A 23,775-nucleotide genomic window follows, 5' to 3' on the forward strand; every position below is an offset into this window, starting at 1 on the left:
TCAATTATGCCGGGGAAAAAAAAGAACGAGATCTACCATGGCTTTGAACAGGGGCCTATCCGACCGCCCAGCGAAGCCGCCAGCCTGCTGATCCGGGTGACCAGAAACTGTCCCTGGAACCGCTGCACCTTCTGCCCGGTTTACAAGGGGAGCCGCTTTTCCCTGCGGGATCCCGAGCATGTCAAGGCCGATATCGACTCGGTCTATCACAGCATCGGACGGCTCATGGCGGCTGCCGACGACCAGGGCATGATTTCCAGGGAGGACTTCTACCGTATCGCCGAAGAGCTGCCGGCCATTGAACAGCCGGCCCTGCACGCGGCCGTTAACTGGGTTTCCGCCGGCATGCGTTCGGTCTTTCTCCAGGACGCCAACAGCCTCATCATCAAGCCGGAAGACCTGATCGATATCCTGGAGCATCTCATGAAGCGGTTCCCCCGTATCGAGCGGGTCACTTCTTACGCCCGGTCCCATACCATCTGCCGAATCCCCCAGGACAAACTGGAGGGGATCCGGCGGGCCGGTTTAAGCCGCATCCACATCGGCCTTGAGTCCGGCTCCGACCGGGTCCTGGAGATGGTCAAAAAAGGGGTGACCAAGGCCGAACACATTGCCGCCGGCAGGAAGGTCAAGGCCGCCGGGTTTGAGCTGTCCGAATACGTCATGCCGGGCCTGGGCGGCCGGGAACTGTCCGACGAGCATGCCCGGGAAACCGCCGACGCGCTGAACCAGATTAATCCGGATTTTATCCGCCTGCGGACCCTGGCCGTGCCGCCGGGCCTGGCCCTGCATGATGAATACAAGGCCGGGCGTTTTACAAAATGCACGGATATCCAGATGGCCGAGGAGTTGCTGGCTTTTCTGGGCTCTCTGGAGGGCATCGGCTCCGCGGTAAAAAGCGATCACGTGCTCAATCTGTTTGAGGAGGTGGACGGGATTCTGCCCCAGGACAAGGAAAAGATGCTGGCGCCGATCAGGCGGTTTCTGGCCATGTCGCCGGAGCAGCAGACCCTGTATCAGGTCGGCCGGCGCCTGTCGTTTTTTCATACCCTGGATGACATGAATGATTCGGAGCGGCTGGAGCGGGCCCGGGCCCTTTGCGCCAAGATGGGGATAACGCCGGAGAATGTGGAATCAGTGATAGAAGAGGCGATGAATCGATTCATCTGATGACAATGACGGAACGACGTTACGAACATATTATCGAACGGGACTGGTGCAAGGGCTGCGGCATCTGCGCGCGCTTCTGCCCCAAGGGCGTGCTGGCCCTGGACGCCGGCGGCAAGGCGGTTGCCGAGCATCCGGACCAATGCATCGGCTGCCGGATGTGCGAGTACCGGTGCCCGGACATGGCCATTTTTGTTCGGGAGGGACAGGGCGGCAAATGAACGGAAACATTCAATTCCTTCAGGGCAATGAAGCCTGCGCCCAGGCGGCGCTGTATGCCGGACTGGCGTTTTTCGCCGGGTATCCGATCACGCCCTCCACGGAGATCGCCGAGTATCTGGCCGCGGCCCTGCCGAAAATCAGCGGCAAGTTCGTGCAGATGGAGGACGAAATCGCCTCCCTGTGCGCCGTCATCGGCGCCTCCCTGACCGGCCGCAAGGCCATGACCGCCACCAGCGGCCCGGGATTTTCGCTCATGCAGGAAGCCCTGGGTTATGCCGTCATGGCGGAAATCCCCTGTGTCATCGTCAATGTCCAGCGGGGCGGGCCGTCCACCGGGCTGCCGACCCATGCCATGCAGGGGGACGTGTGCCAGGCCCGCTGGGGCACCCACGGCGATCATGCCATGGTCGCCCTGACCGCCTCCGGCAACCAGGACGTGTTTTCCATGACGGTGGAGGCCTTTAACCTCGCCGAAACCTTTCGCACCCCCGTTATCCTGCTGCTGGACGAGGTGACCGGCCATACCCGGGAAAAGGTGATCATTCCGGAAAAGGGAGAGCTGGCCGTAGCCGACCGGCTGCGGACCACCGTCAAACAGGGTGTGGATTTCCATCCCTATCTGCCCCGGGAAGACGGGCGCCTGCCCATGTCCGATTTCGGCGGGGTTCACCGCCACAATGTGACCGGGCTGTTTCATGACATGTGGGGCTTTCCCTCGGAAGACCCCGGCGTGGTGCACAGCCTGATGCGCCACCTGGTCGACAAAATCGAAAACAACGTTGCCGCCATGGCCCACTACAAGACCTTTTACCTGGACGACGCCGATCTGGTTCTGGTTTCCTACGGTTCCTCGGCCCGCTCCGCCCTTCACCTGGTGGAAAACCGCCGCCGCCGGGGGGAGCGTTACGGCCTGCTGGAGTTGCAGACCCTGTGGCCGTTCCCAACGGAGGTCGTCCGGCGCCTGTGCGCGGCCGCGGATTACATCGCCGTGGTGGAGATGAACATGGGGCAGATCGCCAGGGAGGTGAGGGCGGCCGTGGACCATCCGGAGCGGGTCTACCTGGTCAACCGGATCGACGGGGCTTTCATCACGCCGACCGATATCCGCAACATGCTGCGGGTGATTCAGGGAAGGGGGGTATAGACATGGCGGCACGGGACTATATCCGGGAGCGGTTTTTCCCCCATCTCTGGTGCCCGGGGTGCGGCCACGGCACGGTCTTAAACGCCCTCCTTCGGGCCATCGACGAGATGACCTTGAATAAAAACGATATCGTCATGGTGTCGGGCATCGGCTGCTCCTCCCGGATCACCGGCTATGTCGATTTTCACACCCTGCACACCATTCACGGCCGGGCCCTGGCCTTTGCCGCGGGCGTGAAAATGAGCCGGCCGGAACTGACCTGCATCGTGCCCATGGGCGACGGCGACGCCCTGGCCATCGGCGGCAATCATTTTATTCACGCCTGCCGCCGCAATATCGACATGACCGCCGTGGTCATGAACAACCGTATTTACGGCATGACCGGCGGGCAGTTTTCCCCTCTTTCCGGCGCCGGCATCAAAGCCACGACCGCGCCATACGGCACTATAGATCATGATTTTAACGTGGCGGATCTGGCCAGAGCCGCCGGCGCCACCTTTGTGGCGCGAACCACCACCTATCACGTCCAGGAAATGAAAGACATTTTTATCAAGGCGATCCGGCATAAGGGGTTTTCGGTGGTGGAGGTCCTGTCCCAGTGTCCGACCTATTTCGGTCGCCGGAACAAGGCCGGCGAAGCACCGGATATGATGAATTATTATAAGGAAAACACGGTGCCCGCTGGCCGGGAAAAAGAAGCTGATGCCGGCAAGATTTTGCGCGGGGTGTTTGTGGAAGAGGCGAGGCCTGAATATTGCAGTGAATATGAAAAAACAATCGAGAAAGCCAGGAAGGGAAAATAAATCATGTCCAGAATCCGATTTATCTTTTCCGGCTCCGGCGGTCAGGGGGTCATCACGGCGGCGGTGATCCTGGGAGAAGCCGCGGTGGTTCACGAAGGGCTCAACGCGGTTCAGGCCCAGTCCTACGGGCCTGAAGCCAGGGGCGGGGCTTCCCGGGCCGAAGTGATCATCTCGGACGCGCCCATCAATTTTCCCCGGGTGAACAACGCCAATGTGCTGGTCTGCCTCAACCAGGCGGCCTATAATAAATACGCTACGGCCATCCGGCCCGGCGGGCTGGTGGTGACCGACTCCCGTAACGTCAAGCTGTTCAAGAAGGTCGACGCCCGTCAGATCGAGCTGCCCCTTTACGATACGGCCGCTGAAAAAGCCGGCAATCCCCTGGTCATGAATATCTGCATGCTGGGCGCGGTGGTCGGCTTGACCAGTGCGGTCAACCGGGAGTCGGTGCTCAAAACCCTGGCGGACCGGATCCCGTCCGATTTCCTGGGAGTCAACCGGAAGGCTTTTGAAATGGGCCTCACCCTGGCCCAGCCCCACCTCCGCTGATGTCCTCATCCTTTATTCATCAACCCGCCGGCATTTACATCCATGTTCCCTTCTGCCGGAAGAAATGCGCTTATTGTGATTTTTATTCCCTCACCGATCAATCGCTGATCGACGCTTATGTAACAGCGCTGAAAAAAGAGGCGGCCATGGTTTTGTCGGAAAAGGCCATGGCCGTTGACACTATTTACTTCGGGGGCGGTACCCCGTCTGTTCTAAATTTAAATCAAATAACTGAAATAATAAGTTTAATAAACTTATTATCAAATATTTACACTGATAGTGAAATAACAGTCGAAGTCAATCCGGAATCAGCCGGGCGGGAGTGGTTGAAGGCCGTCCGGGAGGCCGGGGTCAATCGCGTCAGCATCGGCATTCAGTCTTTTGACGATAATGCCCTGGCTTTTCTGGGAAGAATCCATTCGGCGGGCCGGGGTCTGGAAGCAGTGGCCGCGGCCCGATCCGCCGGGTTTGACAATATCGGTCTGGATATCATCTATGGCCTTCCCGGCCAGACCCGGACCGACCTTGAGGCTGATTTAAGCCGGGCCATCGCCCTGGCGCCGGAGCATATTTCCTGCTACCTGCTGACCATGGAAACCGGCACACCCCTGGAGGGGGCGTTGCGCCGGAAGGCGTTTGTTCCCCTGTCCGATGCCCGTCAGAGCGACCTGTTTCTGGCCGCGGCCGAAGTGCTGACCGCAAACGGTTATCTTCATTATGAGATATCCAATTTCGCCTGCCGGCCGGAGACCCGTTCACGCCATAACACCAAATACTGGCAGCGGGTTCCCTACGCCGGTCTGGGCCCGGCGGCCCATTCCTATACCGGATCGGTCCGGTACTGGAACGTCAGGGACGTGTCCGACTATGTGGAAAGGCTGTCCGCCGATCGCTCCCCGCGGCAGGCCGACGAGTTGCTGACCGCCCGTCAGAAGATGATGGAATCTCTCTACCTGGGGCTGCGGCTGGCCGAAGGGCTTGAGATAGACGCCTTTAACCGGGAGTTCTCAACCGACTTTCAAATTTTGTTCGCCCCCGTGCTGGCAGAACACCGGTCAACCGGAATGCTGGAGATGGCCCAGGGCCGCTGCCGGCTTTCCACCCGGGGCATGCTGTTTCATGAAACCATTGCCGCTGAACTGGCCGGGTTGCTGGAATAAAACAAGATTACTGTTCCAGAATATACGCGGCCAGAGGCGTCGATTGCAGGTATGGGTTGCCCGGATCGGCGAAAAAGGCTTTGAGCAGCAGCAGGCTTTTTTCCCGCAGCACTCCGGGAATAATGGTCACATTCTGTTTGCGGTATAAACCGGGCATCACCGACAGGTCGCAGCCGGTGCCGCCGCCCATGGCGTCTTCACAGGCATAGACGATGGTGTGAAGGCCGTGGATAAGGATGGCGCCAAAGCACATCAGACACGGCTCCAGGGTGGAATAGAGGGTCAGGCGGCCGCGGTCAAGCGGGTACCCGGAGGCGGTCAGCGCCCGTAAAGCGGTCATTTCAGCGTGGGCGGTTTCATCCGGAAAGGCCGAACGGGACCCGGTTCGGGCGCCGGTAGCTACAATGGTCTTGCCGTCGGCAATGACGCAGCCGACGGGAAATTCGCCGTTGTCCAGGGCTGTTTTCGCCTGTTCCAGGGCGATAGCCATCAATTGCTCATGAACTGTCATCATCAGAAGCCGCCATTATATCTTGATAAATGATATCAGCTAAAGGGCATAGCCAGCTAAATTCGTCTTGTCAAAATGATCTTTTTATTTGAATATATCCTTTTTTTTATTTAAATCGAAATATGTTTTTCAATATATAAAAGGGAACAGGGATTGAAAGTCCGCCGAGAGATTGAAGAAAGAGAGCCCTTCTTTATTTCCCCCCACGGGTGCTTAAGTTCCCGGATCCGGCAGCGCGACCGGGAAGAACCGGAGGAGCCGGTCTGCACCGCCTTTCAGCAGGACCGGGACCGCATTGTTTTTTCCAATGCTTTCCGCCGTCTTAACCATAAAACCCAGGTGTTTCTTTCGCCCCTGGGGGATCAGTACCGGACCCGCCTGACCCACACTCTGGAAGTGGCGCAGATTTCCCGGACTCTGGCCCGGGCCATGAAGTTGAACGAGGATCTGGCCGAAGCCGTGGCGTTAGGGCATGATCTGGGGCATACCCCTTTCGGGCACAGCGGCGAGACGGTTCTCAAGGAAATATCACCGTGCGGTTTTTCCCACAACGAACAGAGCCTGCGGGTGGTGGAAAAACTGGAAAACAACGGGCTCGGTCTTAACCTGACCGTGGAGGTGCGGGACGGCATCCTGAAACATTCCAAGGGATACGGCAATATCATTCATGATGATCCGGCGGAAATGGCCATCACTCTGGAGGGGCAGATCGTGCGCGTGGCCGATATCATGGCCTACCTGAATCATGACCTGGATGACGCCATCCGCAGCAAGGTCATCACGCCGGCCCAGGTCCCCGAAAGTTGCGTGCGGGTTCTGGGCAAAGATCATTCGCAGCGGGGCTCCACCATGATTCAGGATGTGATCCATTCCAGCACCGCGGTTCCGGGGAAAATCACCCTGCGGATCAGCGATGAGGTGTTTGAGGCCATGACGGAACTGCGGCAGTTTCTTTACGAAAACGTGTACCGCTCACCCCAGGTCCATAATGAATTCGTCAAGGCCCGCCGGATATTATCCGAACTGTACGAGTTTTTCGTGAAGAACACGGATGTGCTGCACAAGGAAATGCAGCGCATGGATATGGGCGCCTGCATGGAGGCCGAAGAGGGGCTGCACCGGGTGGTGTGCGACTTTATCGCCAGCATTACCGATGAATACGCCATTCATCTGTATACCCGTCTCTTTTTCCCGTCACCGTACGTGTAGTGCCAATGCCAACCGATTATCGGGATGATCACAGGATGGACCTGCCGACGCTGGATATCACCCGGGACTATCCCGGTTTTTCTGAACGGTTGGCCTCGATTTATGCCGCCATGGACGATGCCTATAACGCGATCGCCGACCGTTACGGCTTTACCTGCGATGGTTGCCAGGACAACTGCTGCCGGACCCGGTTTTATAATCACACTTATCTTGAATATTATTTTCTGATGGCCGGAATGGCGCATCTGCCCGAAGACCGGCGCCGGGAGATCGGCCGGGACGCGCTGACTGTTTGCCGGCAGGTGGCGGAAGATGAAGCCTGCGGGCGGACGCCCCGGCGGATGTGCCCCCTGAACACGGCGGGCCGGTGCGGTCTCCACAGCCACCGGTTGATGATCTGCCGGCTGCACGGTGTTCCCCATGAACTCCGTTTTCCCGACGGCACGGTTTCCCGCGGCCAGGGATGCCCGGTCTTTACCGGCCGGTTCCCGGACCGGGACTACATTCCCTTTGACCGGACGCCGTTTTACCGGAAGCTGTCCGCTCTGGAACAGGAATTCCGGAAGGCGGCCGGCCTGGACAGGAAATTTAAAATGACCATCGCCCAGATGATCGCCCATGACCCGGACATTCAGCCATGAAGATCATCCCCGCCGCCGCCCTTTCCTCCTGCCCCGGACAGCGCCTGTCCGAATCCGATCAATTCCGTTTTGCCTGCCATGGCGGCCTGTCCTGCTTCAATCAGTGCTGCCGGAACCTCAACCTGTTTCTCTATCCCTACGACGTCCTGCGCCTGAAAAACCGGCTGGGCATTTCCGCGGCCGAATTTCTCGACCGGTATGTGGACGTCGTCATGCGGGCCGGGAATTATTTTCCGGATGTGCTCCTGTCCATGTCCGAGACAACGGAGAAAATCTGCCCCTTTCTGACGGAAGAGGGGTGTGCGGTCTACCCGGACCGGACCTACTCCTGCCGGCTGTTTCCCATTGAACAGGGCCTGCATTATGACGGTTCCGACCGGGAAGGGCACATGGTCTATTTTTTCCGGCCCCCGGATTTCTGCCGCGGACAGGATGAGGAGCGGCCGTTGACGGTAAAGCAGTGGATAGCCGACCAGGAGGCGGAAACCTATATCCGGATGACCCGTCGCTGGGCCGAAGTCAAGGCACTGTTTACAACCGACCCCTGGGGCGCGGAAGGGCCGTCCGGTCCGCGGGCGAAAATGGCTTTCATGGCGGCCTACAACATGGATTCCTTCCGGGACTTCCTGTTCAACAGCACGTTTCTGAATCGGTATTGGGTCAGAGGAGATATCCTTGAGAATATTCGGAAAAGCGAAACGGAACGGTTGCTGTTCGGGTTCGAATGGATCCGGTATTTTGTCTGGGGCTCAACCAGCGACCGGTTACGAGTGAAAAACGGGAAACATTAGAAACAGACGCCATAAAACCGTCTGCAACGGTGCCGGAATCAATTGACAAACAATGACGGGTATGGAAAATATAAAACTTCCAAAGATACTTACGATTGTGAAGTACGGGTTCAGACGGGAGAGACAAGGTAACCGATAATAATAACGGGGTTTTCATGGACACAACAGACGACAAATGCAAATGTGACGCTGGTGAGGCCGCCGGCGGTGAGGAGACGGGTGTAAGCAAGGTGTCCCAGGACAAAGGCCTCCTGGCGGTGATCCTGGCGTTCCTGGCGGGGCTGGGGATTGCCCTGGCCGTCGGCTGGGTGGTTTATCCGGCGCTGCTTTATTCCGAGCAGGAACAGCCGGTTCAGTTTAATCATGAACTTCACATGGCCGAAGTGCCGGACGGGTGCGAGTCCTGTCATTTCTTCCGTGAGGACGGCACCTTTTCCGGTGTTCCCACCCTGGATCAATGCCGGGACTGCCACGAGTCGGCCATCGGCGAAAGCGAAGAAGAACTGAAGTTCGTGGAGGAGTATATGGAGAAGGACCAGGAGGTGCCCTGGCTGATCTATTCCCGTCAGCCGGATTGTGTTTTCTTCTCCCACGCCGCCCATGTGCTCAAAGCGGGCATGAGCTGCGAAGCGTGCCACGGTCCCATCGGGGAATCCACCAGCCTGAAAACCTACCAGGAAAACCGGATCACCGGTTACAGCCGGGATATCTGGGGCGAGGACCTGACCGGTATTTTCAAGAAGAATCCCTGGGACAGCATGAAGATGGATGACTGTGCCCGCTGCCATGATAAAGAGACCGGCAGCAAGGGCGCCTGTTTTCAGTGCCATAAATAACCGCGTTTTGAGGAAGAAAAACAGAACGGATTTGTTCTTATGAATAAGGGGAACAGTATATGAAAATTGACAGACGAAGTTTTCTATCACTGGCGGCCGGAGTCGCGGCGGGGACGGCATTGACGCCGCTGCCGCTGAAACTGACGGATGATCTCTCCATCTGGACCCAGACCTTCCGGTACATGCCCAATGAGGTGCCGGTTCCGCCGGACGGCGCGGTTTCCGTGGCGACCTCCGTCTGCTCTCTCTGCCCGGGCGGGTGCGGCATCTCCGTTCGGAAGATCGACAACCGGGCGGTGAAGATTGAGGGGCGCCAGGGATATCCGGTCAATAACGGCGGCATCTGCACCCTGGGGTTGGCGGGCCTGCAGCTCCTGTATGGCCCCTGGCGGGTTCAGGAACCGTTGAAAAAGAAAGAGGGGGGATTTGAAAAGATCAGCTGGGATCAGGCCCTTTCGGAAATCAGCGGCCGGCTCAATGATTTGCGCCGGAACGGCAAGTCGCCATCCGTAGCCGCGATCACCGGCGCCGGTCAAAATACCACCGGCCGGTTGCTGCAGCGGTTTCTGACTGTTTTCGGATCGCCCCATTTTATTCGAATTCCCGCGGTTGACGACTCCCTGGCTTTTGCCGCCGGCAGGATGCTGGGAACCGCCGGCGTCCCGGCGTTTGATTTTGAAAACAGTTCGTATGTTTTAAGTTTCGGCAGCGGTCTTCTGGACGGCTGGGGGTCGCCGGTGAGAATGTTTCAGGCCCACAGCCGCTGGAAAGAAAACGGAGCGACCCTGGTCCAGGTGGAGGCCAGGCTGTCCAACACCGCCGCCAAGGCCGATGTCTGGGTTCCCGTCAAGCCGGGAACGGAGGCGACCCTGGCCCTGGGGCTGGCGCATGTCATCGTCCGTGACGGACTTCATGATCCAGCCATCGAAGCGGCCGGCAAGGCCTTTGATGCCTTCCGGGAACTGCTCAAAAGCCGTTACGCCCCGGGCGCCGTGGCCAGGCAGACCGGCGTGGAAGAGCCGAAAATCGAAAAGCTGGCCCGGGATTTTGCCCGATCGCCCCGGCCGGTGGCGGTCTGCGGCAAAGGCGCCGGCCAGGATCCCGTGGAAAGCCTGGAGGCCATGGCTGTGCTGGCCCTCAACGCCCTGGCCGGCGGCTTCAACCGGTCCGGCGGTGTCCGGATAAACGCCGCTCCGGATTATATCCACTGGCCGGAGCCGGAAGGTTCGGCGGCTCAGAAATCAAACGGAACGCGTCTGGATGTCCACCGGCTGCCGGAGCTGATCAATGGCGGTGCGCAGCCGCCTGTTCAGGCCCTTTTTGTTATGGAAGCCAATCCCCTGTTTACCCTTCATGGCGCCCCGGCCCTTGCCGGCGCCGTTGACAAGATTCCGCTGGTTGTCAGTCTTTCTTCTTATATGGATGAAACCGCCGCGGCGGCGGATTATGTCCTGCCGGTACACGCCTATCTGGAACGGTATGAAGATGTCCTGATCACGGCCGGTTTAAAGGAGCCGCTGGTGGGGTTGTCCCGACCGGTGGTCAAACCGAAATTCGGCAGCCGGCATGCCGGTGATGTGCTGATCGATCTGGCCCGGGCCATGGGGGATGACGTGGCGGCGGCTTTCCCCTGGGAAAACTTTGAGGATTGCCTGAAACAGACCATGGCGGACAAATGGGATGTCCTGTCCGACCAGGGATATCTGGCTGAAACCGGACCGGAGATCCCGGCCGGCGGAATGAACTTTGCGGCGCTGGTGGAATCGGCCGAGCTTCAGCCGCCGGGGCAAGGCGAGAACGGCGCCTGGCCGCTGACGCTGATTCCTTATGATTCCATGAGACTCTGGGGAGGGCATATCGGAACGCCTCCCTTTGTCCTGAAAACGGTTGCCGACACGGTTCTCAAACAGGCGGATGTTTTTGTGGAAGTCAATCCCGTTACCGCTGAACGGTATCATCTGGCTGACGGCCGGCCGGCCTTTTTGGAAACCCCGGCCGGCAAGGCGCGGGTCAGAGTCCATGTCACCGATGGCATCGCGCCGGATGTGATCGCCATGCCCAGGGGGCTGGGGCACGCCGCCTATGACGACTATCTGGCTGAAAAAGGCGTCAATATCAACGCCCTGATCGGACCGGTGGAAGATCCGGTTTCCGGCCTTGACGTGGCCTGGGGCGTAAAAGCGAAACTCACCACAGCCTAATTTATAGAAGAGGTTTTTAATGAGTAACCACGGTAAAAAATACGGCATGCTCATCGACCTGGACAAGTGCACGGGGTGCGGGTCCTGCATGGTGGCCTGCATGGCGGAAAACAACGTGCCTTTTAAAAAGGATGAGTCCAACAAACTGGTCAGCATCACCTGGATGCGGGTGTACCGACTGACCAACGGCAAGCCTTTTCCGGATACGGAGATCTGCTACCTGCCCCGACCCTGCATGCAGTGCGAAGGCGAGCATGGCCATTCCCCGTGCGTTTCCGTCTGCCCGGCGGTGGCCACGGACTACGATTTTTCCACCGGTATCGTCAGCCAGATCCCGACCCGCTGTTTCGGCTGCCGGTACTGCATGGCGGCCTGCCCTTACCATGCCCGGTATTTCAACTGGTATGATCCGATCTGGCCAAAAGGGATGAAGGAATCGTTGAGCCCGCATGTTTCTCCCCGCATGCGGGGGGTGGTGGAAAAATGTACCTTCTGTTTCCACCGGTATCAGCAGGCCATGGAAAAGGCGTACTATGAAAGCCGGGAGGAACTGGAAGAAAATGAATATCAGACCGCCTGTACGCAGGCCTGCCCCGCCGGAGCCATCATTTTTGGTGACCTGAACAACCCGGATCATACCGTTACACGGGTGGTCGGTCCGGATGATGCGCATGGCGGCAGGCCGAAGAACCCGGCTGTATTCCGCCTGCTGGAACGTCTCGGCACCAATCCCAAGGTATATTACACCTCCACCAGGGAATGGGTGCGCCGCCAGGCGGATAATGATGCCGCCAGGGGGGAGAACGCCGGAAGGCATTAAAAACGCGATTCGTTTTATAACATATTTTTCAGGAGCAAGTGTTTATGGATTCCGCATTGATACCCGAGGGAGTGAAACGCTGTCCGCTGCCGCTGTTTATTCTCGGCGTGCTGGCCGTGGGGGCGGTGCTGCTGTGGGGCGTCTACGCCATGCTGCTGTGCTGGATCAAGGGCCTGAACCAGACCAACATGAACGACTATTACGGGTTCGCCTTGTGGATCTGGGCCGATCTGGCCGTCATCGCCTTAGGCGGCGGCGCCTTCTTCACCGGCCTGCTGCGGTACCTGGTGGGCAAAGACGAACTGAAGAATATCATCAACTTCGCCGTGGTCATCGGGTTTATCTGCTACAGTTCGGCACTGCTCATCCTGGCCATTGATATCGGTCAGCCCCTGCGGGGCTGGTTCATCTTCTGGCACGCCAACGTCCACTCCATGCTGACGGAAGTGGCCTTCTGCCTGTCCTGTTATTTTGCCGTGCTGACCATTGAATTTGTGCCCCTTGTCCTGGAACAGCGCCAACTGAACAAGGTAACGTTTTTCCACCATCTCGGCCACAACATGCATGAGATCATGGCGGTGTTCGCGGCCACCGGCGCGTTCCTGTCTTTTTTCCATCAGGGTTCTTTGGGCGGCGTGGCCGGCGTGCTTTACGGCCGTCCTTTTGCCTTCCGTGAAAGCCTGCTGGTCTGGCCGTCCACGTTCTTCCTTTTTACCTGGTCGGCGGCGGCCTGCGGCCCCTGCTTCACCATCCTGGTCACCAAAATAACCGAGGCCATCACCCGCAAGAAACTGGTCGGCGATCCGGCCATCCACACCCTGGCCAAAATATCCGGCTGGATGATTCTGACCTATATTATGGCTAAAACCATTGATACCGTTTACTGGGCCCTGGTGACGGCGCCGGAAGGCGGGTTTACCCTGGGGCAGTTTTACAGCCACAACGCTTTTTACGGGTACTGGATCCTGATCGCGGAAGTGATCGTCGGCGGTCTGATCCCGGCCCTGATCCTGATCAGCGAAAAAGGACGCAACAACCCCCGGATGCTGGTGTTGGCGGCCGTACTGGCCTGTGTCGGCATATCCATCAACCGCTGGGTCATGGTGCTTCAGGTCATGGCGGTGCCGGTCATGCCCTTTGACACCTGGCAGCTCTATATTCCCAGCTGGCAGGAAGTGGCCACCACCATTCTGCCGGTGGCCTATGGCGTGCTGCTGATCGCCTTCGCTCACCGCTACCTGCCCGTTTTCCCGCAGGAGAAGGAACTGAATCCGTAGATCCGGTAACCCCGCCGGCGCATAGAACAAGGAGAGAGCATATGTTTCCGTTTGTCTTTGAATGGCACTGGGATACGGCCCATCTGGTGTTTCACGGCGGCCTCTGGTACGCGCTGTCGATCCTGGGACTGGGCGTGGGATACTGCGTGGCCAAGGCCCTCTATGACACGTTTTTGAATCATGACGACCATCATGACCATGGCGGTCATCACTGATCCGGGCCGGTGATTCCGGCGCGGACGTTTGCCGTGGTTCTGTGACAAGAGGTTTTACAAAACGCCTTGCCAGTTTCTGTCAAGGCGTTTTTTCTGGGAATAGAAGGAATGACTAATGGACAGAATTGTCGTTGATGGGGGACGAAGGCTTTCCGGACAAGTCAGGATCAGTGGCGCCAAGAACGCGGCTCTGCCCATTCTGGCCGCGTCGATTCTGACCGACGGCGTCTGTGTTTTTGAAAATGTGCCCGACCTCCAGGACGTGCACAGCTTTCTGGACCTGCTGATTCAGCTGGGCGCCATGGCGGGGTTTTCCGACCATACCGCCCGGGTCGACGCTTCCGGAATCCGTAACCATGAAGCATCCTATGACCTGGTCCGTAAAATGAGGGCTTCCGTGCTGGTCCTCGGCCCCCTGGTGGCACGGCTGGGCAAGGCCCGGGTATCCATGCCCGGCGGTTGCGCCATCGGCGCCCGGCCCATCAATTTTCATTTAAAAGGACTGGAAGCCCTGGGCGCTAAAATTCACCTGGAACACGGCTATGTCGATGTCATTGCCGACCGGTTGACCGGGGCCACCATCTATTTTGATATTCCCACGGTAACCGGCACCGAGAACCTGATGATGGCGGCAGCCCTGGCCGAAGGCACCACCGTCCTGCGCAATGCCGCCCGGGAGCCGGAGGTCAAGGCACTGGCGGATGTGCTTATCCGCATGGGCGCCCGCATCGACGGCGCCGGCACCTCGGATATCACCATTATTGGCGTGCCGCGCCTGTCACCGGTTACGGCCGCGATCATTCCCGACCGCATCGAAGCCGGCACCTTCATGGCGGCGGCGGCCCTGACCGGCGGTGATTTGACGCTGACCCATTGCCGGCCGGACCACATGGAAGCACAAATTGAAAAATTCCGCCAGATCGGCGCCGATGTAACCGTTCAGGACTCCTCCATCCGGGTGGCGGGCGCCGATATCATTACCAGCGTGGATGTCAAGACGCTGCCTTACCCGGGTTTCCCCACCGACATGCAGGCCCAGTTCATGGTACTCATGGCGGTGGCCGGCGGCCTGTCGGTCATCACCGAAACCATTTTTGAAAACCGGTTTATTCACGTCAGCGAACTGCAGCGCATGGGCGCGGATATCGCCATTACCGGCAATTCGGCCGTGGTCACCGGCGTTCCCCACCTGTCCGGCGCGCCGGTCATGGCCTCGGACCTGCGGGCCAGCGCCTGCCTGGTGCTGGCCGGGCTGGTGGCCGCCGGCAGGACCTCGATCAACCGGGTTTACCATCTGGACCGGGGCTATGAGACCCTGGAAAAGAAGTTCGCCGAACTGGGCGCCGCCATCTGGCGGGAAAAATAGTCTTTTCCTTTCTCTCCCCGGTATTCCAAATTTTTGCCCGCCATTTTCTCCAGATTTCGGGCTGCCCGCTTCCGACCCTGAAATTTAATCAGCCGCTCGTAATTGCCTAATACTTGTCATGGTAAAAGACAGCTTTGTCTAATGACAAGGAGAGCAGGCAATGAAAATCGGAACCAAAATAGGTCTGTTGACGGTTCTCACCGTACTGGTCATCACCGTCATGTCCATGCTGGCGAATTTCATGTCGCTGAGAACCAACCATGAGCATCACCTGCGGGATCTGCGGACGCTTCTCTCCAACGAACGTAAGGCTCAAATCAGGGATTTGTTGTCCAACGCCTTTTCGGTTGCCTCCAAGGCGAGTTTTTATACGGACGCGGTTGAGGCATTGCGGGATATGCGCTTCGGAGAAGATCATAAAAACAGTTTTCTGGTTTTTGACAAGGACTTCTACTGTTATGTCTATCCGGAGAAGCCCGACCTGGAAAACAAGATTATAAAAGAAAACCGTGACGCGGACGGAAACTATTTGTTTCAGGTGATATTGAAAACCGCACTGGAAACGGGCGAAGGGTATCTTGAGTTCCGGGAAAAGGGGGAAGAAACGGCCGAGCCGGTTAAAAAATTGATGTGTTTTAAATATTTTCCGGAATGGCACTGGGCCATATGCACCAGCGTGAATATTTCGGATATTGATATGGTAGTGGCGAAACAGGAAAAGATCATGGCCGAGGAGCTTAACGACCAACTCATCCGCTCAACAATTATCTCCCTGACGGTTCTGATACTGGCCTCTTTCGTAGGGCTGCTGATATCCCGGCGGATCGCCGCCCCTTTGAAAAAAACGTCCGAAATGTTCCAGCAGATCGCTCAGGGCAGCGGCGACCTGACCGCCCGGCTGCGTGTCAACGGCAGCTATGAAACCGGTCGCTTGTCCCAAAACTTTAATATGTTTCTCGAGAATCAGCAGGCCATGATCCGGGATATTCTGGTCAACGCCGAAGTCCTGAATACGTCCTCGTCGAGCCTGCTGACCTCATCCTCCAAAGTATCCTTTGAAACCAGTGAGACCAAACGACAATCCATGGAGGTTTCCCGGAACACGGATCAGGTGAAGAGCACCGTGCACACCGTGGCCGCATCCATGGAGCAGGCGCTGACCAGTATCCAGCGGATCAGGGAGGTGTCGGCGGAGATGAACGCCGGCATCGGTCATGTCGTCCGGGAAACGGAAAAGGCCCTTGTGGTCACCAAAGCGGCGGTGCGGCATTCGGAGGAGATTTCAGACACCGTCATCAGCCTGGGAAAAGCGGCCGATGAAATCAACAGCATTACCGAACTGATTACCGATATTTCCGAGCAGACCAATCTGCTGTCCCTGAACGCCACCATCGAAGCGGCCAGGGCCGGGGACACCGGCCGGGGATTCGGGGTAGTTGCCCACGAGATCAAGGGGCTGGCCAGTAAATCCAATGAGGCCGCCGGCGTTATCAGCGAACGCATTCATGATATTCAGAAGATCAGTGCCAGTACCGTCAATCGCATTAATGAAATTATCCGCAACATCGAATCGGTTGACCCGATCATATCCCATATTTCTCAATCTTCCGAAAAACAGGCCATGATATCATCGGAAATCCTGGCCGGAATTTCGCAGATTTCATCGGCCATGCAGTCCCTAACGCAAAGCGTGGCCCACAGCAGCCTGGCACTGGAAGAAATCGACCGGGAAGTGGAGAAGATTGCAGGCTCCTCCGGAACCATCCATGCCGAAAGCATGTCCGTCGAAAGCAAAGCCAATGAACTCCACGGCATATCGGAAAAACTCCGTTCCGGGCTGACGCGATTCCGGATTTGACAGCAGCCCACCGACCAAGCTGACGACCACCCCTAAAAATTAACAAAACCCTAACATCAGTCCAATAAAAGCCTGCTAATTAATTTTTAAAATATCAATTTTTCCGATGGTATCAGACAGGTCAGATGATGGATCAACAGACGCCCCTTCCTATCCAAACATCCGCCGGAGTTCCGGTGGTGGGCGATGAGATTACCGAAGCGGATGAGGCGATTTTCCGGCAGATCATATCCGTCGGATTGACATCCGGGCAGATCAGCGAGATTGTCTCCCCACCGGTTTCCTATCCCCGTCAGCGCCATGTCCTGGCTGTCCACTGGCATCCCGAATATGTCCCCATGGAACTGGTCATTCGCCGATTGGGGGTCATGTTTCCGTCCCTGGAAACATCTCTGATTATTCCCACCCAGCACAATGAGATCATGTGCCATTGCGGCTATGCCGGAGTGGAGGTGGACTGTTATTCCAAAGGATTCAATCAGAAGGTGCAGCTTCTGCTTCACTTCCGCCAGGAGAAGATCGTCAATGCGCATATCTTGAAAAACATGCTGCGCCATACCTATCAGTATCGCTCCTCGCAGCTGCTTGATTTTATCCACACCCTGGTCACACCCAACGAGCACCGCCTGCGGCTTGCCGCACGCAACACCGGCGCCGGATCCGACATCATCGCCTTCGTCAGGGCCATAGTAAAGAAGGTCGGGACACTGCTCGACCGTCACGAAACCGAGATACCCGGCATCATGATCCGAAACAAGCTGCTGCGGAATTTTTTTGACAGGCTCCGGCCGGTTTACGGAGATACGGTGATTGACCGGGCCCAGGCGTTTCTTCAGGCCGTCAAGGTGATCGTCAAGGCCGATTTTTCCCTCAAGCATTTTTATCGTGCCTCGGAGATTATCGAAGAAGCCCGCCTGCACGGGGCCGGCATCGTCGTGCCTCATCCCGAACAATACTGGCCCATTCTGCTGGCGGATTACGATGTGGACGGTTATGAAGTCTGGAATCCCCAGTCCCGCCGGTACACGGAATTTCTGATCTCGGTTCTGGACAAAAAGAACCGATGCGCCGGACCGTCCGCAAGACGGCTGATGATTTTCATGGGGGATGATACCCATATGGGAGAGAAGACCCTTCCGGCAAACGAACGCAACCGGGAAAAAGCGGAACGGGAGGTCGGGTATCAGCCCGCCTGGGAGGACTTAAACATTCATAACGCCCTGGTCGCGGCGGGCTGGAATCGCCAGTCCGTGATCCGGGAATACGCTCTCCGTATCGGAGGATAACACCCAGGCAAAGGAGACGAGAAGTTGGCCAAGGACAATCAGTTTGAATTTGAATCCTATGAGGATACAGAGTCGGTGCAGAGATATCTCCAGTCCCTGCTCGACGGGTTCCGTAACGGTCGGATTACCCTGAATTCAGACAAGGAGTGCGTGGTGCTGAGTCCCAGGGGCCTGATCCAGTTCCAGGTCAAGGTGGAGAAGAAATCCCGGCAGAACAAACTGAGCCTCAAACTGTACTGGAAGGAAGCGGAACGGGATGCCGGCGGCAGAAACATCAACATCATTGCCTGACGCTTATGCTCACTGAGATTGTCGAAAATACCCGCTTTATGATCGCCGAGGTGGAAAATCTGGTCCATATGACCCACCGCCTGCTGGTCTCGTATAATCAGGACCAATTTGAAGAGATCAACGACAAGGATGATTATGTGGACAATCTCAAGACCGTCATCGAAAACCAGTGCTTTTCAAGGCTCCAGACCATGGAGGAGAGCCGCGGCGAAAAAATCAACGCTATCCGGTCGCTTCATGTTAACTGCGTCAATCTGGAGCGGATCGCCGATTTTTGTGTCAATATCGCCCGCCAGATGACTTATCTTAACAATTACGATTTCATCAGCCAATATGATTACAAGGCCATGTTCGATGAGATCACGGCGGCTCTTTCCAGGATCGTTCCGGTATTTCTTGACCGGGACCTGGCCGGCGCCCTGGCCATATGCCGGGCGGAGTTTTGTCTTGACCGGATATACAAAACCAACTTTGACCGGGTCATGAGCGAACTCCAGGACAAGAGGGAGGATGTCCGGAACCTCATCACGGTCATTTTCATTTTCCGCTACCTGGAACGGATCGGCGACGCTCTGCTGAATGTCGGGGAGGCCATGATATTTGCCATCACCGGCGACCGCATTAAAATCCGGCAGGTCGAAGCGCTGGAAAAGACGCTTTCCAACTCCGATATCCGCGGGTCCTTTCAGAATATTCATACCCAGTCCATATGGGGATCCCGTTCCGGCTGCCGCATCAGCCGGGTGGATACAGGCAAGGAGCAGCGGGACAATCCTCAGGCGATATTCAAGGAAGGGGTGCTCCGGAAAATAAAGACGGAGCGGGACAATATTCTCCAGTGGGACCGTCTTATGCCCGGCATCGCCCCCAGGGTCTTTGCCTACCATGAAAAGGGTAAAAAAGCCTCTCTGCTGGTGGAGTGCCTGATGGGCTGCAATTTTGAAGAGGTGATTCTGACCTGCGACGGAGAGTTGTTGGAAAAGGCGCTGTCCGCCCTGGAAAAGACGCTTCAAACGATCTGGGAAAAAACCCGAACCGTTGAAGACCATCAGACCGGTTACATGGGTCAGCTGCGTGATCGCCTGACCGCCACCAGGCGCATTCATCCCGATTTTATCCGGGCCGGCAGCCGTATTGACGCGTTGCGGATTCCGTCCACCGCGGAGATTATCGATACCTGCGCCGGCGTCGAAGAGAAATTTCCGGCGCCTTTTACGGTTTTTATTCACGGTGATTTTAATGTCAACAATATTATCTATGACGCCAGGCGGCAACAGGTGAACTTTATTGACCTGCATCGGTCGCGGCAGGGGGATTTTATTCAGGACGCCTCGGTTTTTCTGGTATCCAATTTCCGCCTGCCGGTCTTTGAGAGCCCGCTGCGGGACCGGCTGAACCGGGTCATTGACCGTTTCTGGCGTTTTTCCGCGGATTTTGCCGGAAGGCACGATGATGCGACATTCGGCGCCCGCATGGCCCTGGCCCTGGCCCGATCGTTCTATACCTCGACCCGGTTTGAGCTGAACAAGGATTTCGCCCGGGAAATGTTCCTGCGGTCCCATTTTCTTCTGGAACAGGTCGCCGCAAGGGCCGCGGCCGGGCCGCGGGATTTTACCTTTCCTATGGAAATTCTGTTCTACTGACAATTTGACCGCGGCTGATCGGATCGGCCGCCGGATGGAGATGCGTATGCACAAGATAGGCGTCGTGGGCGTGGCCGGAGGATGGTCCACCGAAAGGCTGGCCGATGCGACGGAAGCGATGACCGGATTCAGGCTGCTGGTGGAAATGGATCGCGTCCGCGCCGATCTGTGTACCGGCAGTGTCTGTTTCGAGGACGTTGACCTGGGGGACCTGGATGCCATCATCATCAAGAAAATCGGATCCCGGTATTCCCCCGGTCTGCTGGACCGCCTGGAAATTCTCCGCTACCTGTCCGCCAGGGGGGTGCGGATTTTTTCCCCGCCGCTCCGCATCATGCGGGTTATCGACCGCCTCAGCTGCACCATGACGCTGCGGTTGAACATGATCCCCATGCCGCCGACCACGATTACGGAAGACATTGAAACCGCTCTGGAAATCGTCCGGACTTACGACCGGGCCGTGTTCAAGCCCCTTTACAGCTCCAAGGCCAAGGGCATGGTGGTGGTAGAAAACAACCGGGAGGCCCGGGGAAAAATCGAACGGTTCAAAAAAGCCAATTCGCTGATGTATATTCAGAAGCTCATCAATCATCGCGGCCGGGACCTGGGCGTCACTTTTCTGGGCGGTGAATATTTGACGACCTATGCCCGGAACAACCGCTCATCGTCCTCCTGGAATACCACCACCCGTTCCGGCGGCGCTTATGAAGCCTGCCGGCCGGATCCGGCGATTATCGAACTGGCCCGCCGGGCCCAGGATCCGTTCGGCCTGGATTTTACCTGCGTGGATATCGCCGAGACCCCGGAAGGTCCGGTGGTCTTTGAAGTGTCCGCCTTCGGCGGGTTCCGGGGCATTCAGACGGCCGAGGGCATCGATGTGGCCCCGCTGCTGGTGGAATACGTCATCAAGTGCCTGGAGGCGGAATGACCGGACGGCTCGATCGGCGGTTAGTGACCGGAAACCTCCGTCTGTCGAATCCCGCCGGACACACCCTTGGCCTTGTTTTCGGTGGATGCCGTTTTTCAATCGAGTCCAACCGCGGTGAAATCATCGAGGCCCTGGGCGCTTACTTCAGCCCCTTCCCGGGCGACAAGGGCACGGCCACCGTAACGGTAACGGTGATCGAAGCCCCGCCACCGGATTTCGCCGAACCCTTTGTCCTCAAGGAACCTGAGCCGGGTAAAAGCCGGATCAAGGAGGAGTATCTCGACCTTGAAAACGGACGCATCGTGCGGAAACGGTTGACCGGCATGGTTTTCGTTTTCGGTGAGGGGGATAACCTGGCCGTCGGCCCCTGCCGGGAAAATCTCAATCAGGTGGTGAATTTCATCAACAACCGCTATATCGAATGGAAGCTGTGCCGGGGAGCGCTGCTGGGTCATGCCGCCGGCGTCGGGCTGAACGGCAATGGTCTGGCCCTGGCGGGGTTTTCCGGCGCCGGCAAGTCCACCCTGGCGCTGCATATCATGAGCCGGGGGGCGACTTTTGTCAGCAACGACCGGCTCATGGTAGAAAAGACGGACACCGGACTGGTCATGCATGGCGTCGCCAAGCTCCCCCGGATCAACCCCGGAACGATCGTCCATAACCCCGATCTCCAGGCTATTCTCGACGCCGACGACCACCGCAAGTTCAAGGAACTCCCTCCCGACGAACTGCGTCAACTGGAGCTGAAATACGACGCCTCCATCGATGAATGTTTCGGGCCGGGTCGATTCCATCTCCATGCCGACATGGCGGGCCTGGTCGTCCTGAACTGGAAACAGCAAGGCGGCCCCCTGTCCATCCGCCGGGTCGATCCGCTGGTCCGTACGGATTTGCTGCCCGCCTTCATGAAACCCACCGGCCTCTTCTTTTATCCCGGCAGTGAGTGTCGGATGACGGATCCGACGCCGGAGGCATACGCCCGGTTGCTGAATCACGGCTGCCTATGGGAAGTCAGCGGCGGGGTGGATTTTCATAAGGCGGCCGACGCCTGCGCGCGGTTTTTGCGTTACGGCATCATGCCGGAAATATGAGGGCCCGTTAACCATGCCGATCAAACTCACCCGCACGATCAGGATGCCGGATCCGTTCAAAATGGCCCTTTATGAACGCTCACCCGATCTCGGCCCGCGCGTTCTGTTTTTCAGCGGCGGCAGCGCCCTGCGCGAGGTCAGCCAGTCGCTGATTCGTTATACGCACAATTCCATTCATCTGATCACGCCGTTTGATTCCGGGGGCAGTTCCGCTCGTCTCCGGGACGCGTTCCGCATGCCTGCCGTCGGCGATGTCCGGAACCGGCTGCTGGCCCTGGCCGATACCAGCCTGCTCGGCCACCCGGAAATTCTGGATCTGTTTTCCCACCGTCTATCCGAGAAACGAAGTCCGTCGGAACTGGCCGCTGAACTGGACCGGCTGATCGCCGGCCATCATTATTTGATCGCGCCCATCCCGGATCCGATGCGGAAAATCATCCGCAATCACCTGTTCTGGTTCAGACGGCAGATGCCGCCGGATTTCGATCTGCGCAAAGCCAGCATCGGCAATCTGATCCTGACCGCGGGATACCTCCAGAACCGCAAGCACCTGGACCCGGTGATTTATATTTTTTCCAAACTGGTGGAGGTCAGGGGCGTGGTCCGTCCCGTGGTCAACACGCATCTCCACCTGGTTTCCGAGTTGGAGGACGGCCAGACCCTGGTGGGGCAGCATCTTCTGACCGCCAAGGGGTTACCGCCCATTTCGGCCCGGGTCCGCCGGATATACCTCAGCTCCCGCAAACGGTCCCCCCGCCCCGCTGGCATCGGCATACGCAGCAAGACCCGGGCGCTGATTGAAAGCGCCGATCTGATCTGTTATCCCTTCGGCAGTTTTTACTCCAGCCTCGTCGCGAATCTGCTACCGGAAGGTGTCGGGGCCGCCATCGCCCGGGTTGATTGCCCCAAGGTTTTTGTCCCCAACACCTTTGAAGACCCGGAGCAGCTTGGGATGAGTCTTGAAGATCAGGTGAATTGTCTGGTCGAGTATCTGCGCCGGGATGATCCGGGTACGATCAAACCGGAAAATGTCCTGAATTTTGTGTTGCTGGACCGGAAAAATGCCGCCTATCCCGGAACCGCGAAAACCAGTTCTTTTTTCAGACGTGCCGTTCAGGTGATCGACACGCAACTGGTTACGGACCGGACCAGACCGAAAGTGGATCCGCTGCTGCTGATCGAAAGACTGTTGTCTTTCACGTAGGAAGCTGCGGGAGATGGGCCAACTTCAATTACGCCAAGGAGGATGTGTGATGCAGAAAAAACCCGCCGGCCTGAAAAAAGCAGCGCCGGCAAAGGCAAAGAGCAGAAGAAGCGTGGAACCTGTTCGCAAGAACAAAACCGCGAATCCGAAAAAAACCGTCGCGGTGGAAAAGCGCGACAATTCTGGTGCGGAGGATGTAATGAAGAAAAAGTCTGTCAGCATGGAAAAAGTCATGGCCCTGAAGGATGTAATCCAGTTTCTGGAAAAGCTGACCGCCGGATTTGTGGCGGGCAGGGTCGTCGTTGAGGATGATTCCCAGCAGGTATGCCTGAACCCGCTGGAACCGGTCAAGGTGGAAGTCGAGGCCAAGCAGAAGAAAGACAAGGGCAAAATCTCCATCGAAATCGGATGGCGACTGCCGAAACCCATCATGGAAGATACCGGCCGGGAGGAGCTTTCACCGGAACCGGCCGAAACCAAGGGGGATACCGGATCGGGCAAATCTTCCGGCCAGCCGTAGGCCGTAGATCGTGTCCATCAGAAACTCGAGCAGACCCGCCCT

At 57.5% G+C, this 23,775-nt stretch carries 24 protein-coding genes; 23 read left to right on the forward strand and 1 reads right to left on the reverse strand.

Annotated elements, in window-relative coordinates; genetic code table 11:
* Nucleotides 1-6 precede the first annotated feature (6 nt).
* From AB1724_03505 to hemW, 6 genes are read left to right on the forward strand one after another with little or no spacing between them, the layout of a single operon-like run.
* Entirely contained in the window at nt 7-1,170 is a 1,164-nt protein-coding gene (locus tag AB1724_03505; GenBank protein ID MEW6076856.1) for a radical SAM protein, read from the forward strand.
* A gap of 5 nt (nt 1,171-1,175) precedes the next feature.
* The gene (locus AB1724_03510; protein MEW6076857.1) at nt 1,176-1,388 is read left to right on the forward strand and encodes a 4Fe-4S binding protein; all 213 of its coding nucleotides are present in this window, start codon (nt 1,176-1,178) and stop codon (nt 1,386-1,388) included.
* On the forward strand, nt 1,385-2,533 hold the full coding sequence (locus tag AB1724_03515) for a 2-oxoacid:acceptor oxidoreductase subunit alpha (GenBank protein MEW6076858.1): 1,149 nt from the start codon (nt 1,385-1,387) through the stop codon (nt 2,531-2,533). The genes AB1724_03510 and AB1724_03515 overlap by 4 nt, the downstream gene beginning before the upstream one ends.
* A 2-nt stretch (nt 2,534-2,535) precedes the next feature.
* Entirely contained in the window at nt 2,536-3,336 is an 801-nt protein-coding gene (locus tag AB1724_03520; GenBank protein MEW6076859.1) for a 2-oxoacid:ferredoxin oxidoreductase subunit beta, read from the forward strand.
* A gap of 3 nt (nt 3,337-3,339) precedes the next feature.
* The gene (locus AB1724_03525) at nt 3,340-3,885 is read left to right on the forward strand and encodes a 2-oxoacid:acceptor oxidoreductase family protein (protein ID MEW6076860.1); all 546 of its coding nucleotides are present in this window, start codon (nt 3,340-3,342) and stop codon (nt 3,883-3,885) included.
* Nucleotides 3,885-5,045, forward strand: coding sequence for a radical SAM family heme chaperone HemW (hemW, locus tag AB1724_03530; protein ID MEW6076861.1), 1,161 nt, complete (start codon nt 3,885-3,887; stop codon nt 5,043-5,045). The genes AB1724_03525 and hemW overlap by 1 nt, the downstream gene beginning before the upstream one ends.
* 7 nt (nt 5,046-5,052) lie before the next feature.
* Here the strand turns inward: hemW and AB1724_03535 are convergent, their stop codons facing one another.
* The gene (locus AB1724_03535) at nt 5,053-5,559 is read right to left on the reverse strand and encodes a nucleoside deaminase (GenBank protein ID MEW6076862.1); all 507 of its coding nucleotides are present in this window, start codon (nt 5,557-5,559) and stop codon (nt 5,053-5,055) included.
* A 150-nt stretch (nt 5,560-5,709) separates the two neighbouring features.
* On the opposite strand from AB1724_03535, the gene AB1724_03540 reads away from it, so the two are divergent.
* The 17 genes from AB1724_03540 (at nt 5,710) to AB1724_03620 (ending at nt 23,733) form a co-directional block, all read left to right on the forward strand.
* A complete protein-coding gene (locus AB1724_03540; protein MEW6076863.1) occupies nt 5,710-6,765 on the forward strand; it encodes a deoxyguanosinetriphosphate triphosphohydrolase in 1,056 nt (351 codons plus the stop codon).
* A 35-nt stretch (nt 6,766-6,800) separates the two neighbouring features.
* Nucleotides 6,801-7,406 carry a hypothetical protein gene (locus tag AB1724_03545; GenBank protein MEW6076864.1) on the forward strand — a complete coding sequence of 202 codons (606 nt, stop codon included), beginning with the start codon at nt 6,801-6,803 and terminating at the stop codon, nt 7,404-7,406.
* Nucleotides 7,403-8,197 (forward strand): YkgJ family cysteine cluster protein, encoded by a 795-nt coding sequence (locus tag AB1724_03550; GenBank protein MEW6076865.1) that lies wholly within the window; start codon nt 7,403-7,405, stop codon nt 8,195-8,197. Before AB1724_03545 ends, AB1724_03550 begins: the two co-directional genes overlap by 4 nt.
* A gap of 155 nt (nt 8,198-8,352) precedes the next feature.
* Nucleotides 8,353-9,033, forward strand: a complete 681-nt coding sequence (gene qrcA, locus AB1724_03555) for a menaquinone reductase multiheme cytochrome c subunit QrcA (protein ID MEW6076866.1) — start codon at nt 8,353-8,355, stop codon at nt 9,031-9,033.
* Nucleotides 9,034-9,092: 59 nt separating this feature from the next.
* Entirely contained in the window at nt 9,093-11,234 is a 2,142-nt protein-coding gene (gene qrcB / locus AB1724_03560; GenBank protein ID MEW6076867.1) for a menaquinone reductase molybdopterin-binding-like subunit QrcB, read from the forward strand.
* Between the two features lie 19 nt (nt 11,235-11,253).
* Entirely contained in the window at nt 11,254-12,054 is an 801-nt protein-coding gene (gene qrcC / locus AB1724_03565) for a menaquinone reductase iron-sulfur cluster-binding subunit QrcC (GenBank protein ID MEW6076868.1), read from the forward strand.
* A 44-nt stretch (nt 12,055-12,098) separates the two neighbouring features.
* The gene (gene qrcD, locus AB1724_03570; GenBank protein ID MEW6076869.1) at nt 12,099-13,331 is read left to right on the forward strand and encodes a menaquinone reductase integral membrane subunit QrcD; all 1,233 of its coding nucleotides are present in this window, start codon (nt 12,099-12,101) and stop codon (nt 13,329-13,331) included.
* Between the two features lie 41 nt (nt 13,332-13,372).
* The gene (locus AB1724_03575; protein ID MEW6076870.1) at nt 13,373-13,546 is read left to right on the forward strand and encodes a hypothetical protein; all 174 of its coding nucleotides are present in this window, start codon (nt 13,373-13,375) and stop codon (nt 13,544-13,546) included.
* A gap of 115 nt (nt 13,547-13,661) precedes the next feature.
* Complete coding sequence (gene murA / locus AB1724_03580) at nt 13,662-14,912, forward strand: UDP-N-acetylglucosamine 1-carboxyvinyltransferase (GenBank protein MEW6076871.1); 1,251 nt, start codon at nt 13,662-13,664, stop codon at nt 14,910-14,912.
* 160 nt (nt 14,913-15,072) lie between these two features.
* The gene (locus AB1724_03585; GenBank protein MEW6076872.1) at nt 15,073-16,770 is read left to right on the forward strand and encodes a methyl-accepting chemotaxis protein; all 1,698 of its coding nucleotides are present in this window, start codon (nt 15,073-15,075) and stop codon (nt 16,768-16,770) included.
* A gap of 125 nt (nt 16,771-16,895) precedes the next feature.
* Complete coding sequence (locus tag AB1724_03590; protein MEW6076873.1) at nt 16,896-18,056, forward strand: hypothetical protein; 1,161 nt, start codon at nt 16,896-16,898, stop codon at nt 18,054-18,056.
* A gap of 24 nt (nt 18,057-18,080) precedes the next feature.
* Nucleotides 18,081-18,347, forward strand: a complete 267-nt coding sequence (locus AB1724_03595; GenBank protein MEW6076874.1) for an amphi-Trp domain-containing protein — start codon at nt 18,081-18,083, stop codon at nt 18,345-18,347.
* A gap of 5 nt (nt 18,348-18,352) precedes the next feature.
* On the forward strand, nt 18,353-19,990 hold the full coding sequence (locus AB1724_03600) for a PhoU domain-containing protein (protein ID MEW6076875.1): 1,638 nt from the start codon (nt 18,353-18,355) through the stop codon (nt 19,988-19,990).
* Nucleotides 19,991-20,036: 46 nt separating this feature from the next.
* Nucleotides 20,037-20,918, forward strand: coding sequence for a GAK system ATP-grasp enzyme (locus tag AB1724_03605; GenBank protein ID MEW6076876.1), 882 nt, complete (start codon nt 20,037-20,039; stop codon nt 20,916-20,918).
* Complete coding sequence (locus AB1724_03610) at nt 20,915-22,009, forward strand: HprK-related kinase B (protein MEW6076877.1); 1,095 nt, start codon at nt 20,915-20,917, stop codon at nt 22,007-22,009. The genes AB1724_03605 and AB1724_03610 overlap by 4 nt, the downstream gene beginning before the upstream one ends.
* A gap of 13 nt (nt 22,010-22,022) precedes the next feature.
* The gene (locus AB1724_03615) at nt 22,023-23,213 is read left to right on the forward strand and encodes a GAK system CofD-like protein (GenBank protein MEW6076878.1); all 1,191 of its coding nucleotides are present in this window, start codon (nt 22,023-22,025) and stop codon (nt 23,211-23,213) included.
* A 49-nt stretch (nt 23,214-23,262) separates the two neighbouring features.
* Nucleotides 23,263-23,733: an amphi-Trp domain-containing protein gene (locus tag AB1724_03620; GenBank protein MEW6076879.1), complete on the forward strand. Its 471-nt coding sequence runs from the start codon at nt 23,263-23,265 to the stop codon at nt 23,731-23,733.
* The last annotated feature ends 42 nt before the right edge of the window (nt 23,734-23,775 follow it).

It is taken from the genome of Thermodesulfobacteriota bacterium (genome assembly GCA_040753795.1).
Taxonomy (GTDB): domain Bacteria; phylum Desulfobacterota; class Desulfobacteria; order Desulfobacterales; family Desulfosudaceae; genus JBFMDX01.

What these genes read in the sequence shown, in the direction of transcription:
- AB1724_03505 (MEW6076856.1), top strand. Translation starts at nt 7, where the DNA reads ATGCCGGGGAAAAAAAAGAACGAGATCTACCATGGCTTTGAACAGGGG.
- AB1724_03510 (MEW6076857.1), top strand. Translation starts at nt 1,176, where the DNA reads ATGACGGAACGACGTTACGAACATATTATCGAACGGGACTGGTGCAAG.
- AB1724_03515 (MEW6076858.1), top strand. Translation starts at nt 1,385, where the DNA reads ATGAACGGAAACATTCAATTCCTTCAGGGCAATGAAGCCTGCGCCCAG.
- AB1724_03520 (MEW6076859.1), top strand. Translation starts at nt 2,536, where the DNA reads ATGGCGGCACGGGACTATATCCGGGAGCGGTTTTTCCCCCATCTCTGG.
- AB1724_03525 (MEW6076860.1), top strand. Translation starts at nt 3,340, where the DNA reads ATGTCCAGAATCCGATTTATCTTTTCCGGCTCCGGCGGTCAGGGGGTC.
- hemW (MEW6076861.1), top strand. Translation starts at nt 3,885, where the DNA reads ATGTCCTCATCCTTTATTCATCAACCCGCCGGCATTTACATCCATGTT.
- AB1724_03535 (MEW6076862.1), bottom strand. Translation starts at nt 5,559, where the DNA reads ATGATGACAGTTCATGAGCAATTGATGGCTATCGCCCTGGAACAGGCG.
- AB1724_03545 (MEW6076864.1), top strand. Translation starts at nt 6,801, where the DNA reads ATGGACCTGCCGACGCTGGATATCACCCGGGACTATCCCGGTTTTTCT.
- AB1724_03550 (MEW6076865.1), top strand. Translation starts at nt 7,403, where the DNA reads ATGAAGATCATCCCCGCCGCCGCCCTTTCCTCCTGCCCCGGACAGCGC.
- qrcA (MEW6076866.1), top strand. Translation starts at nt 8,353, where the DNA reads ATGGACACAACAGACGACAAATGCAAATGTGACGCTGGTGAGGCCGCC.
- qrcB (MEW6076867.1), top strand. Translation starts at nt 9,093, where the DNA reads ATGAAAATTGACAGACGAAGTTTTCTATCACTGGCGGCCGGAGTCGCG.
- qrcC (MEW6076868.1), top strand. Translation starts at nt 11,254, where the DNA reads ATGAGTAACCACGGTAAAAAATACGGCATGCTCATCGACCTGGACAAG.
- qrcD (MEW6076869.1), top strand. Translation starts at nt 12,099, where the DNA reads ATGGATTCCGCATTGATACCCGAGGGAGTGAAACGCTGTCCGCTGCCG.
- AB1724_03575 (MEW6076870.1), top strand. Translation starts at nt 13,373, where the DNA reads ATGTTTCCGTTTGTCTTTGAATGGCACTGGGATACGGCCCATCTGGTG.
- murA (MEW6076871.1), top strand. Translation starts at nt 13,662, where the DNA reads ATGGACAGAATTGTCGTTGATGGGGGACGAAGGCTTTCCGGACAAGTC.
- AB1724_03585 (MEW6076872.1), top strand. Translation starts at nt 15,073, where the DNA reads ATGAAAATCGGAACCAAAATAGGTCTGTTGACGGTTCTCACCGTACTG.
- AB1724_03590 (MEW6076873.1), top strand. Translation starts at nt 16,896, where the DNA reads ATGATGGATCAACAGACGCCCCTTCCTATCCAAACATCCGCCGGAGTT.
- AB1724_03600 (MEW6076875.1), top strand. Translation starts at nt 18,353, where the DNA reads ATGCTCACTGAGATTGTCGAAAATACCCGCTTTATGATCGCCGAGGTG.
- AB1724_03605 (MEW6076876.1), top strand. Translation starts at nt 20,037, where the DNA reads ATGCACAAGATAGGCGTCGTGGGCGTGGCCGGAGGATGGTCCACCGAA.
- AB1724_03610 (MEW6076877.1), top strand. Translation starts at nt 20,915, where the DNA reads ATGACCGGACGGCTCGATCGGCGGTTAGTGACCGGAAACCTCCGTCTG.
- AB1724_03615 (MEW6076878.1), top strand. Translation starts at nt 22,023, where the DNA reads ATGCCGATCAAACTCACCCGCACGATCAGGATGCCGGATCCGTTCAAA.
- AB1724_03620 (MEW6076879.1), top strand. Translation starts at nt 23,263, where the DNA reads ATGCAGAAAAAACCCGCCGGCCTGAAAAAAGCAGCGCCGGCAAAGGCA.